The organism is Pseudomonas sp. PS01297 (assembly GCF_029959305.1).
Lineage (GTDB): Bacteria > Pseudomonadota > Gammaproteobacteria > Pseudomonadales > Pseudomonadaceae > Aquipseudomonas > Aquipseudomonas helleri.
Window position 1 is genome coordinate 19,185 of the sequence record NZ_JASCPQ010000070.1, and the last position, 11,736, is coordinate 30,920.

Annotated in this window: 13 protein-coding genes; 8 read left to right on the forward strand and 5 right to left on the reverse strand. The window is 59.1% G+C overall.

What is annotated here, in order from left to right; all coding sequences use genetic code 11:
• Positions 1 to 59: 59 nt before the first annotated feature.
• Both QMX84_RS18935 and QMX84_RS18940 read right to left on the reverse strand, forming a co-directional pair.
• Positions 60 to 434, reverse strand: coding sequence for a YajD family HNH nuclease (locus QMX84_RS18935; RefSeq protein WP_048386174.1), 375 nt, complete (start codon positions 432 to 434; stop codon positions 60 to 62).
• 52 nt (positions 435 to 486) lie between these two features.
• Positions 487 to 1,173 carry a parallel beta-helix repeat-containing protein gene (locus QMX84_RS18940; protein ID WP_048371582.1) on the reverse strand — a complete coding sequence of 229 codons (687 nt, stop codon included), beginning with the start codon at positions 1,171 to 1,173 and terminating at the stop codon, positions 487 to 489.
• Between the two features lie 82 nt (positions 1,174 to 1,255).
• On the opposite strand from QMX84_RS18940, the gene QMX84_RS18945 reads away from it, so the two are divergent.
• Positions 1,256 to 1,552, forward strand: a complete 297-nt coding sequence (locus QMX84_RS18945) for a hypothetical protein (protein WP_048386172.1) — start codon at positions 1,256 to 1,258, stop codon at positions 1,550 to 1,552.
• 75 nt (positions 1,553 to 1,627) lie between these two features.
• Here QMX84_RS18945 and QMX84_RS18950 read toward each other — a convergent pair whose 3' ends face one another.
• Complete coding sequence (locus QMX84_RS18950) at positions 1,628 to 3,673, reverse strand: S9 family peptidase (protein ID WP_282364509.1); 2,046 nt, start codon at positions 3,671 to 3,673, stop codon at positions 1,628 to 1,630.
• Positions 3,674 to 3,773: 100 nt separating this feature from the next.
• On the opposite strand from QMX84_RS18950, the gene QMX84_RS18955 reads away from it, so the two are divergent.
• From QMX84_RS18955 to QMX84_RS18980, 6 genes are all read left to right on the forward strand, one after another.
• Positions 3,774 to 4,268, forward strand: coding sequence for a hypothetical protein (locus QMX84_RS18955; protein ID WP_048386295.1), 495 nt, complete (start codon positions 3,774 to 3,776; stop codon positions 4,266 to 4,268).
• A gap of 36 nt (positions 4,269 to 4,304) precedes the next feature.
• The gene (locus QMX84_RS18960; protein WP_282364510.1) at positions 4,305 to 5,081 is read left to right on the forward strand and encodes a class II glutamine amidotransferase; all 777 of its coding nucleotides are present in this window, start codon (positions 4,305 to 4,307) and stop codon (positions 5,079 to 5,081) included.
• An 11-nt stretch (positions 5,082 to 5,092) separates the two neighbouring features.
• Positions 5,093 to 5,626, forward strand: a complete 534-nt coding sequence (locus QMX84_RS18965; protein ID WP_282364511.1) for a DUF2937 family protein — start codon at positions 5,093 to 5,095, stop codon at positions 5,624 to 5,626.
• Between the two features lie 185 nt (positions 5,627 to 5,811).
• Positions 5,812 to 6,564, forward strand: coding sequence for a 5-oxoprolinase subunit PxpA (locus tag QMX84_RS18970; RefSeq protein ID WP_282364512.1), 753 nt, complete (start codon positions 5,812 to 5,814; stop codon positions 6,562 to 6,564).
• A complete protein-coding gene (locus QMX84_RS18975; RefSeq protein WP_282364513.1) occupies positions 6,561 to 7,265 on the forward strand; it encodes an allophanate hydrolase subunit 1 in 705 nt (234 codons plus the stop codon). Before QMX84_RS18970 ends, QMX84_RS18975 begins: the two co-directional genes overlap by 4 nt.
• Entirely contained in the window at positions 7,262 to 8,191 is a 930-nt protein-coding gene (locus QMX84_RS18980) for a biotin-dependent carboxyltransferase family protein (protein WP_282364514.1), read from the forward strand. Before QMX84_RS18975 ends, QMX84_RS18980 begins: the two co-directional genes overlap by 4 nt.
• 243 nt (positions 8,192 to 8,434) lie before the next feature.
• Here the strand turns inward: QMX84_RS18980 and QMX84_RS18985 are convergent, their stop codons facing one another.
• The gene (locus QMX84_RS18985) at positions 8,435 to 9,613 is read right to left on the reverse strand and encodes a VWA domain-containing protein (protein WP_282364515.1); all 1,179 of its coding nucleotides are present in this window, start codon (positions 9,611 to 9,613) and stop codon (positions 8,435 to 8,437) included.
• 21 nt (positions 9,614 to 9,634) lie between these two features.
• On the reverse strand, positions 9,635 to 10,480 hold the full coding sequence (locus QMX84_RS18990; RefSeq protein ID WP_282364516.1) for a MoxR family ATPase: 846 nt from the start codon (positions 10,478 to 10,480) through the stop codon (positions 9,635 to 9,637).
• A gap of 198 nt (positions 10,481 to 10,678) precedes the next feature.
• On the opposite strand from QMX84_RS18990, the gene cysK reads away from it, so the two are divergent.
• Positions 10,679 to 11,653 carry a cysteine synthase A gene (gene cysK / locus QMX84_RS18995; protein ID WP_153335092.1) on the forward strand — a complete coding sequence of 325 codons (975 nt, stop codon included), beginning with the start codon at positions 10,679 to 10,681 and terminating at the stop codon, positions 11,651 to 11,653.
• Positions 11,654 to 11,736: the final 83 nt, after the last annotated feature.

An 11,736-nucleotide genomic window follows, 5' to 3' on the forward strand; every position in this document is an offset into this window, starting at 1 on the left:
CGCGAGTATACCAGCACATGGCCCGCCCACCGGCGCCAACACCCGGCGACAAGAACCTCTTACTCGTCTTTTTTCATCAGCCCGGCCAACGCCGCAAACGGGTTATGAGTGGCCTTGGCGACTTTAGGGGTGCTGAGTGAGCTGTCCGAAAAGTACTGCTGGTCGGTGTAGCGCGAGTGTTCGTTGTCGTGGCAGTACAAGCACAGCAACTCCCAGTTGGAGCCGTCCTGCGGGTTGTTGTCATGGTTGTGGTCGCGGTGATGAACCGTCAACTCGCTCAGGCGTTTGCCAGAGAACTCACGGGTGCAGCGGCCGCACACGTGGGGGTACATTTTCAGGGCTTTGTCGCGATAGCCCATTTCACGGTCACGCTGGGCATCGGCCAGGATGCGGTCCAGCTTGGCGGTGTGGGAGGGTGGGTTTGCTGAACTCATGGGGGTTCACCTTAAGACGAATGACGGTTATGTCGTGAAGTTTAGCTGTTGATCAGCCTTTGATTTTTTCCGCAATCCAGATCGTGTGGCGCGTGCCCTTGTTGCCGTGGGCGAAGACTTGCACTTCCTCGGATTTAAAGCCTGCTTTGCGCAGCTTGTCCGAAAACTGCTTGTCGGCGCTTGCCGACCAGACGGCCAGCACGCCTTTGGGGCGCAATGCCTTGGCGCAGGCGCTCAAGCCACCGGCCGAGTACAGCCAGCTGTTGGCTTTTTGGGTCAGGCCTTCGGGGCCGTTATCGACGTCGAGCATGATCGCATCAAAGCCGTTGGGCTCGGCTTGCAGCACCTTGGCCACGTCCTCGACACGAATCACCGCACGCGGGTCTTGCAAGGGGTTACCAGCTTTCTCGCCCAGCGGGCCGCGGTTCCATTCCACAACGCCCGGCACCAGTTCCGCGACCACCACTTCGGCAGTCTTGCCCAAATGTTTGAGGGCCGCCGCCAGGGTGAAGCCCATGCCCAGGCCGCCAATCAGCACCCGTGAGTTCGTGCGACCGGCCACTTTACGGCACGGGATCTCAGCCAGGGCATCTTCAGAACCATGCATGCGGGTGTTCATCAACTGGCCGCCATCACCCCCCTGAATCTTGATAACGAAGTCTTCACCATACTCAAACAGGCACAAGGCGCCGCCATTTTCGGGGATCGGGGTGGTGTCGAGCAAAACAAAACGTTTCATGGAAGTCTCATAGAAGAGGACAAAATCAGCTGGTTGCGAGTAGCCTGACGGCATACAAGCTGGTCTGGCAACGGAGTCATTGATGAAACGCACTATTCTAACGGCCATTGTGTGGGGCGCGCTCTCGATAAGTGCGGCTCAGGCAGCGGAGTTAACCCCCATTCCGAGTGTCCCGGTCACACCCGCACCGGGTTCGCCGGGCACTGCTACACCTACGCCATACCCGCAGGTCACCCCGCGTGCAGCGCCCAAGCCTGCCCCCGGCAACAGCAGCTTGGTGCCGCTGCCGCCGATAGACCTGCCGCAGCCACCGCCCAAAGACCAACCGATACCCGGGCTTGAAGCCAAAGACCCGAAAGCCAAGATCCCGGCGGACTGACCGCCGTAGTCGCTGCCGCAGGCTGCGAAGGGTTGCAGCGCAACCCGTTGCTTGCAGGCCGACAACCGCAAAGGCTTAAATCCCCAACACCTTAAACACAAACGCATACTCCAGCGCGACGTCGCGCAGGCCCTGATAGCGGCCGCTCATGCCGCCATGGCCGGCTTCCAGCTCAGTTTTAAGCAGTAGCAAATGGTCGTCGGTCTTGGTGGCGCGTAGCTTGGCCACCCACTTGGCCGCCTCCCAATACTGCACACGGCTGTCGTTGTAACCGGCAATCACCAGCATCGCCGGATACGCCTGCGCCGCCACATTTTCATAAGGCGCGTAGGCCTTGATGCGGTCGTAGACCTCAGGCTCTTGCGGGTTGCCCCACTCATCGTATTCGGTCACCGTCAGCGGCAAATCCGGGTCGAGCATGGTGTTGAGCACATCGACAAACGGCACCTCAGCAATCGCCGCCTTGAACAGTTCCGGGCGCTGATTGAGCACTGCCCCGATCAACAGGCCGCCCGCGCTGCCGCCACTGATCACCAATTGCTCGCTGCGGGTCAGCCCTTGGTCAATCAAATGTTCGGCACAGGCAATAAAGTCGCTGAACGTGTTGTGTTTGTGTTCCTGCTTGCCCGCGCGATACCACGCTTCACCCAGCTCGCCGCCGCCGCGCACATGGGCAATGGCAAACGCCACGCCGCGTTCAAGCAAACTCAGGCGTGCGTGGGAAAACCACGGGTCAAGGCTTTCGCCATAGGCGCCGTAACCATACAGATACAGCGGTGTCGGTTTGCCCAGCGCATCACGTTTTACTACCAGGCTGATGGGCACCCGAGTGCCATCCGGCGCAGTGGCCCACAAACGTTGGCTGACGTAGTCATCGGCATTGAACGGGCCGAGTACCGGCGTTTCCTTAAGGACTTTTTGCTTGCCATCGGTCAGTGTCAGTTGGCGGACTTGCGCCGGGCGATTCAGCGATTCGTATCGCAGGCGGATGTGCGCACCTTGGAACTCAAGGCTGTCTTGCACATACAGGCTGTAGGCTGCGTCTGGTAGTTGCACGCGGTATGGCGGCAAACCGTTCGGACGGATCTCAATAATCGGTAGGCCGCCTTCGCGCAGGCTGAGGCACAGGGCCTTGGCGTTCAGCGTCAGGCCTTCAAGCATGACCTGGTCGTCATGGGCGATCAGGCGTTGCCACTCACTGCGCTGCGGCGCGTCACCCAACGCGTAATACAGCGCAAAGTTGATCCCGTCCTGATTGGTGCGGATAAACCACGCCCATTGGTCTTCGTGCAGGCCATGATCGACGCTGTAGTCGTGGCCTTCAACCCGTGGCGCCAGGCAGCGAAATGCCTGCTGCGGCTGCTCGGCGTCGAGCACCCAGGTCTCACTGGTGGTTTTGCTGTTGAGCAACAGAATTAGCTGGCGTTCGGAGCTTGAGCGGTAGCAATGCAGGAAAAATCGCCCGTCCGCTTCATGAAACACCTCATGGGCCCCGGTTTCACCCAAGGTATGACGCCACAGCTTGTGCGGGCGATGGGTGTCGTCCAGCTCAGCAAAAAACAGGGTCTGGCTGTCATTGGCCCAGGTCATGCTGCCATCGCAGTCCTCAAAGGGCAGCTCAGTGACGGCGCCGGTGGCCAGCTCTTTGACGAACAGGCGGTAGGTTTCTTCGCCGCTGGTGTCCAGGCTATAAGACAGGCGCTGATGGTCCGGGCTGATACTGAACGCACCCAATGAAATAAACCCGCCATTGGCCAGGGCATTCGGGTCCAGCAGCAACTGCTCGGCGCTTTCGTCAACCTGTTGGTTGTCATCGGCCGGACGCGGGCAACGGTAGTGGCGGGCGTATTCGTCACCGGCCTGGGTGCGGGTGTAATACAGGTACGGGCCCCAAGGGGAGGGGAGCGACAAATCTGTCTCGCGAATCCGTCCCTTGATCTCTTGAAACAGCGTTTCGCGCAATTCGGCCTGGTCGGCCAGCCGCGCTTCCTGATAGTTGTTTTCCGCTATCAGGTAGTCCAAAACCTCTTTGCTATCGCGATTTTGTAACCATGCGTAGGGGTCAGAACCCTCGACCTTATGTGCGATTGGTGCGCTGTTTGCGTAGGCTGATTCGGTCATTGAGCGTTCTCTGAAATCTGAATGAATAGAAGTGACGCTGACGGCGGTGCAGCCGCACTCTCGAAAAGCCGTTATCATAGCGCTTCATTGCCTGCCGACCATGGATACCATGACCGAGAACGACTATCTGATCGCCTGGGGCTTATACGCCTTCGCCGCTTTAGGCTGCCTGCTCGTATGGTGCCGCCTGACCCGCTTTATGTGGCGCTGGTTACGTGAGCCATTACGCATCCTGATGGCGGTGCTACTGTTCAGCCCGACCATTATTGACCCGGTCAAAGATCAATTCGCCCCGGCGGTGGCCATCTCGGCCCTGGACTTGGCGTTCAAGGTGGGTGACAACGTTTGGCGTGCAGCCTCTGACTTGTTGATGTACACCCTGTTTGCGTTTTGCCTGTACGCGGTGTTTGTGTTTATTCGCTGGCCAATCGAGCGTGCCCGCAAGGCGCGTCAGGCGCAAAGCGCAGCCGCTGAGCAAAACCGCAGCATTGACCCTGAAGATGACCAGCCATTCGGCTCAGCCGGTGATGACCGTTACGGCCGTCCGCCTGCGCCGCGTCCGGCAGGCTCGAACCGGGTTGAACCGCGAGTCTGATTTCTTTTCGTTGAGCTTGAATGCGAGTGTGCGAGCGTGTGTGAATTATTGGGCATGAGCGCCAATGTCCCGACTGATATTGTGTTCAGTTTTACCGGCTTGATGCAGCGAGGCGGGCGTACCGGCCCGCATCGTGATGGCTGGGGTATTGCCTTTTATGAAGGTCGCGGTCTGCGTTTGTTTCAGGACCCGGCCGCCAGTTGTGACTCTGAAGTCGCGTTGCTGGTGCAGCGTTATCCGATCAAAAGCGAAGTGGTGATTGGCCATATCCGTCAGGCCAACGTCGGTAAAGTCTGCTTGTCCAACACTCACCCGTTTGTCCGCGAGTTATGGGGCCGTAACTGGTGCTTTGCACACAACGGCCAATTGGCTGACTTCTCGCCGAGCGCCAGCTTCTACCGGCCGATTGGCGACACCGACAGCGAAGCGGCTTTCTGCGATTTGCTCAACCGTGTGCGTGAAGCGTTTCCGGAGCCGGTTGAAGTCGAAGAGCTGATCCCGGTGCTGACCCAGGCGTGCGCCGAATATCGCAGCAAAGGCGTGTTCAACTGCATGCTCAGTGATGGCGATTGGCTGTTTTGCTACTGCTCAACCAAACTGGTGCACATCACTCGACGCGCCCCGTTTGGCCCAGCTAGATTGAAGGATGTCGACGTGATCGTCGACTTCCAGTCCGAAACAACGCCTAACGACGTGGTGACGGTGATCGCCACCGAGCCTTTGACTGAAAACGAAGTCTGGACGCGCTATGAGCCTGGCCACTGGAGCCTGTGGCGCCGCGGTGAGCGCATCAGCCACGGAAAAACTGATTAAGGGACGCGTGTATGTGGCTGAGCTACCTGCGGTTGGTGCTGTTTACGCTGGGCCTGTTACTGGGCGTGCAAGTGCCGGGCTTTATCAACGACTACGCCAACCGCGTGGAAGCGCACCTGATCGAAGCCCAGACCGGGCTGGCCGGTTTCCAGAACACTGCCAACCAATTCTTCAAAGGTGACCTGCACGCTCTGGTGGCGCATTACCAGGCCAGTGACGACCCGGTGTTTCGCAGCGATGCCACCAGCCTGAGCACCTTGCTCAACCGTCAGCGCCTGCTAGACGACCAGTTCCAGGCCATGCAAGGCCCGTGGTACATCCGCGCCCTGCAAGTGGCCTACGCGGCCGACCCGGACATCCGCCAGGAAACCCTCAACGCCTACACCTACCAGGTATTGCTGTCGCCCACCGCCATTGGCTGGGCAATGGCCGGTGCATTGCTGTTTTCCTTCATCGTCGAAGGCTTCTTCCGGCTCGTGGATTGGGTGGTACTGGGCGGCAAGCGCCAGCGCGAACGCATCGCCCGCCGTGAACGCAACAGCTAAACCCCGCGCCCCGCTGTAGGAGCGAGCTTGCCTCGCGATCTTTTGATGTTTAAAAAATCGCGAGGCAGCATCAAGCCATCAACTTTTCTTATCCCCATACCCTGCTTTTATTAGTTGGACTAACCGCCTGTTGCTGTCGAAAAATGCCTGCATCTAATTTCTAAAAAGACCACAGGAGCATCACCGTGAGCCGCCTGTTATTGAACTGCGACATTGGCGAAAGTTTTGGCAACTGGACCCTGGGCCTGGATGCCGAGGTGATGCCATTTATTGATTGCGCAAACATCGCATGCGGCTTTCACGCCGGTGACCCGGGGATCATGCGCAAAACTGTGGGCCTGGCGCTGGCGAACAATGTGCTGATCGGCGCGCACCCGGCGTATCAAGACCTGGCGGGCTTCGGTCGGCGCTCCATGGCCTACTCGGCGCAAGAGCTGCAAGACCTGCTGCATTACCAGATTGGCGCACTGGACGGCATATGCCGCGCCCAGGGCTCGCGCGTCAGCTACGTCAAACCCCACGGTGCGATGTACAACGACATGATGGCCAACCCCGCGCAGTTGCGCGCCGTGGTTCAGGCGGTCGCCGCCTACGATGCCAGCTTGCCGCTGATGCTGATGGCCACACGTGACAACAGCGCGGCTCAGGCCATTGGCGATGAGTTTGGCCTGACCCTGTGGTTCGAAGCCTTTGCCGATCGGGCCTACGACAGCGCCGGGCACTTGGTCTCGCGCCAGTTACCCGGCGCCGTGCACCATCAAGCGGAAGTCATCGTCCAGCAAGCGCTGACGATTGCCGCCGGCCAGCCTTTGACGGCCAGCGACGGCAGCGCCTTGCACCTGCACGCCACGACCTTGTGTGTACACGGCGACAACGCCAGCTCGGTGGCGGCTGTGCAGCGCATTCGCGAAGCCTTGAACCAGCAGGCGCAGCCATGAAACCGCGGATCGAAGTCGTGGCCATCGACTGCCTGATGCTGCGTCTGTTCGATGAGATCGCGGAAAGCAACATGCCGTGGATGCTGGCCGCCAGCAAGCGATTGCGCGCTGTATTTGCCGACCATCTGATAGATCTGGTGCCGTCCTACACCACCTTGATGGTGCATTACGACGGCCTGGCGCTGACCCCGGCCGAGGCTCGGGACCTGATCGGCCAGGCCATCACGGAGCTGCGTCCCGAAACGCAACGCCTTGGCCAGCGCCATGTGCTGCCGGTGTGGTACGACCTCAGTGTCGGCCCGGAACTTTCGCTGCTGGCCGCGCGTATTGGCGGCCCCGTGAGTGAGGTGATTCGCCGTCACAGCGAACGTGAATATCAAGTGTTCGCCCTGGGCTTCGCCCCCGGCTTTGCCTTTATGGGGCTGGTCGAAGAAGCCTTGGCCGCGCCACGCCTGAACACGCCGCGCAAGCGTGTGGCTGCAGGCAGCGTGGGTATTGCCGAGCGGCAAACGGCGGCTTACCCGGCGCAGTCGCCCGGAGGCTGGAACCTTATCGGCCGCACCCCGAGCGCTCTGTTTGATCGCAATCGAGAGGGCTACAGCTTGATGCAGCCCGGCGATACCGTGCAATTCGAGGCTGTTCCCCGCGCAGAATTCATCCGATTAGGCGGTGACGACACACCTCAGGAGGCTTTTGCATGAGCCGTTTACTGATCAAAGCCAGCAACCCGATGTGTCTGTTGCAAGATGCCGGACGTTTTGGTGTACGGCATTTAGGCGTGACCCAAGGCGGAGCCGCAGACTGGTTATCGATGACGTGGGCCAACTGGCTACTGGGTAATGCGCCAGGCGCGGCGGTCATTGAGATCACCTTGGGCGGCATGAGCCTGATTGCCCAGAGCGATTGCACCCTGGCGCTGGCGGGCGCCGATCTGGCGGCATGCGTCGACGGTAAAGCACTAAAGCCCTGGCGGTGTATCGAGTTGAAAAAAGGCCAGACCCTGAGCTTTACCCAGCCACTTTTGGGCGCTCGTGCCTATCTGGCAGCTCCCGGCGGGTTTGTCGCGCCGCAGGTACTGGGCAGCAGTGCAACGGTGGTGCGTGAGCAGTTGGGTGGCCCCGATGGTTTCGGTCGTGCGTTGGCCATTGGCGATGAGCTGAATTACACCGCAGAGCCGTCTGCGCTACGTGACATTCCCCTCGCGCAACAGCCCGGCTTTACCGCCAACCCTTTGTTGGATGTGGTGCTGGGCGCGCAGATCGGCGCGTTTAGTGGGCAAAGCACCTTCGATGCTTTCAATCAGCCGTGGACCCTCGACAGCCGCGCAGACCGCATGGGTATTCGCCTGCAGGGCCCGGCGCTGGAGTATCAGGGCGCGCCGATGATCTCTGAAGGCATTCCGCTGGGCGCCATCCAGGTACCCCCCGATGGCCAGCCAATTGTCTTGCTCAATGACCGGCAGACCATTGGCGGTTACCCGCGCCTGGGGGCATTAACCCCTTTGGCGCTGGCGCGTTTGGCACAATGTGTGCCGGGGGAGACCGTCTACTTGCGGCCTGTCACCCAAGAAGCCGCACAGCGCCAGCACCAGGCTTTTATGCAACGCTTTAATCAACCCTCACCCTAGCCCTCTCCCTGAAGGGAGAGGGGACTGATTGGGGGATGTTGTAGATATTCTGCGGCCTGCAAGTCATACACTGAACCTGAAAACACCTCGGTAGAGCTCCCTCTCTCTCGGGAGAAGGGACTGATTGGGGGATGTTGTAGATGTTCTATGGCCTGCAAGTCATACACTGAACCTGAAAACACCTCGGTAGAGCTCCCTCTCCCTCTGGGAGAGGGTTGGGGTGAGGGTTTTTAGCCTTGACGTTTACTTAGCCAAAAACCGCATCCCTTCTTCCAGCCCGTCCAGGGTCAGCGGGTACATGCGATCTTCAACCAGGTCCTGCACAATCCCGGTCGATGCCGTGTATTTCCAGGTGTCTTTCGGATACGGGTTAATCCAGATCAGCTTTTTATATTTCTCCATAAAACGCTGCATCCACTTGTAGCCCGGCTCTTCGTTCCAGTGCTCGACACTGCCCCCGGCGTGGGTGATTTCATACGGGCCCATCGCTGCGTCACCGATAAAAATCACTTTGTAATCGGCGCCGTAGGTGTTGAGCACATCTTGTGTGGCGATACGTTCGACGTGGCGGCGCTGGTTGTTTTTCCACATCGACTCGTAAATGAAGTTGTGGAAGTAGTAGTACTCCAGATGCTTGAACTCGGTCTTGCAGGCCGAGAACAACTCCTCGCAGGTTTTTACGTGGGAATCCATCGAGCCGCCAATATCGAACAGCAACAACAGCTTGATGTTGTTGCGCCGCTCGGGCCGCATCTGGATATTCAACAACCCGGCATCGCGGGCGGTGTGGTCGATGGTGCCGTCGATATCCAGCTCATCGGCGGCGCCCTGGCGGGCAAACTTGCGCAGGCGGCGCAACGCTACCTTGATATTGCGGGTGCCCAACTCGACTTGATCATCGAGGTTCTTGTATTCGCGCTGTTCCCAGACTTTTGCCGCCTTGCCCTGACGCGCCCCGGCATCGCCTACTCGAATCCCTTCGGGGTGATAACCGCCCGAGCCAAACGGGCTGGTGCCGCCGGTACCGATCCACTTGTTGCCACCGGCATGGCGTTCCTTCTGCTCCTCGAGGCGCTGTTTGAACGCCTCGATCAGCTTGTCCAGGCCGCCCAGCGACTGCAATTGTGCGCGGTCTTCGTCACTCAACGAGCGTTCAAACTCTTTGCGCAGCCAGTCCTCAGGGATCAGCGCCTCAAGGTGTTCATTGAGGTTTTGCAAACCGTTGAAATAGGCACCGAAGGCACGGTCAAACTTGTCGAAATGGCGCTCGTCCTTCACCAGGATCGTACGCGCCAAGTAGTAAAACTCGTCCATGTCGGCGAATGTCACACGGTTTTTCAGCGCGTTGATCAAGTCCAGCAGTTCGCGCAGCGAAACCGGCACCTTGGCCGCACGCATTTCATTGAACAGATTAAGCAGCATGCTTATCGCCTTCTTGAAAAATCAGCGATTGCCGCGACGGCTCATAAACGCCAGACGCTCCAGCAACTGCACGTCCTGCTCGTTTTTAACCAGTGCGCCGGCCAGTGGCGGGATCGCTTTGGTCGGGTCGCGCTCACGCAACACCGCTTCGCCAATGTTGTCGGCCATCAGCAGCTTGAGCCAATCCACCAGCTCGGACGTCGACGGTTTTTTCTTCAGGCCGGGTACTTTTCGCACATCGAAGAACACGTCCAGCGCTTCACTGACCAGCTCTTTCTTGATATCCGGGAAGTGCACGTCGACGATCTTCTGCAGCGTCGTGCGATCCGGGAAGTTGATGTAGTGGAAGAAGCAGCGGCGCAAAAACGCATCCGGCAGTTCTTTTTCATTGTTGGAGGTAATGATGATGATCGGGCGGACCTTGGCCTTGATGGTTTCATCGGTCTCGTAAACGTAGAACTCCATCTTGTCGAGTTCTTGCAGCAGGTCGTTGGGGAACTCGATGTCGGCCTTGTCGATTTCGTCGATCAGCAGGATGGCCCGCTCTTCGGCCTCAAAGGCTTCCCACAATTTGCCTTTTTTAAGGTAATTGCGCACATCGTGCACTTTGTCCACGCCCAGTTGCGAATCGCGCAAGCGGCTCACGGCGTCGTACTCGTACAGGCCTTGATGGGCTTTGGTGGTGGACTTGATGTGCCAGGTAATCAGCTTGCAGCCAAAGGACTCGGCCAGTTGTTCGGCGAGCATGGTCTTGCCGGTGCCGGGTTCGCCCTTGACCAGCAGCGGGCGCTCCAGGGTGATCGCTGCGTTGACCGCCAGTTTCAGGTCATCAGTGGCCACGTAGGCGCGGGTGCCTTCAAACTTCATCTGCAATTCCTCAAACCATGATCCAGGCCTGCAAGGGCAGGGCGGGGGACAAAAAAGTATGTCCGACTATAACGCGGCGTCCGCCTCAGGTGAACGCAGACGCCTTATTCAGTCTCTGACTGAGGCGTCACGACTGGACGCGATGAACCGTGAAGCCTACCCTTGGGGCCTTCCCAAAAGGTGCATAAGGACCCCGCCATGAGCCGCATTTTTGCAGATAACGCGCACTCCATCGGTAACACACCTCTTATTCAGATCAACAAAATTGCGCCGCGTGGCGTGACCATTCTGGCCAAGATTGAAGGGCGTAACCCTGGCTATTCGGTGAAATGCCGGATTGGCGCCAACATGATCTGGGACGCCGAGAGCCGTGGCGTGCTCAAGCCGGGCATGACCATTATTGAGCCAACTTCCGGCAACACCGGGATCGGTCTGGCCTTTGTGGCTGCTGCACGGGGTTACAAATTGGTGCTGACCATGCCGTCTTCGATGAGCCTTGAGCGGCGCAAAGTGCTCAAGGCGCTGGGCGCTGAACTGGTACTCACCGAGCCGGCCAAGGGCATGAAGGGCGCCATTGATAAAGCTGCTGAAATTCAGGCCAGCAACCCTGAGCAGTACTTTATGCCGCAGCAATTTGATAACCCGGCCAACCCGGCGATCCACGAAAAAACCACCGGCCCGGAAATCTGGAACGACACAGACGGCGATGTGGACGTGCTGGTCGCGGGCGTGGGCACCGGTGGCACCATTACCGGCGTATCGCGTTACATCAAACACACCCAGGGCAAGCCGATTCTGTCGGTCGCCGTTGAGCCGATCACGTCGCCGGTGATCACCCAAGCGCTGGCCGGGGAGGAGATCAAACCCTCGCCGCATAAAATTCAGGGCATTGGCGCAGGTTTTGTGCCGAAAAACCTCGACCTGTCGATTCTCGACAAAGTTGAGTTGGTCGGCGACGACGAGTCCAAGGCCATGGCTCTGCGCCTGATGCACGATGAAGGCATCTTGAGCGGGATCTCTGGCGGTGCGGCCATGGCCGTGGCAGCACGCCTGGCTGAAACCCCGGAAATGCAGGGCAAGACCATCGTCGTGATCCTGCCGGACTCGGGCGAGCGCTACCTGTCGAGCTTCTTGTTCAGCGACCTGTTCAGCGAACAGGAATTGCAGCAGTAAGACCGAAGGTTCTGTGGGAGCGGGGGGGGGGGCCGGATACCCCCAAACCCCCCCCCACCCCCCCCCCCCCCCCCAGAGCGGGG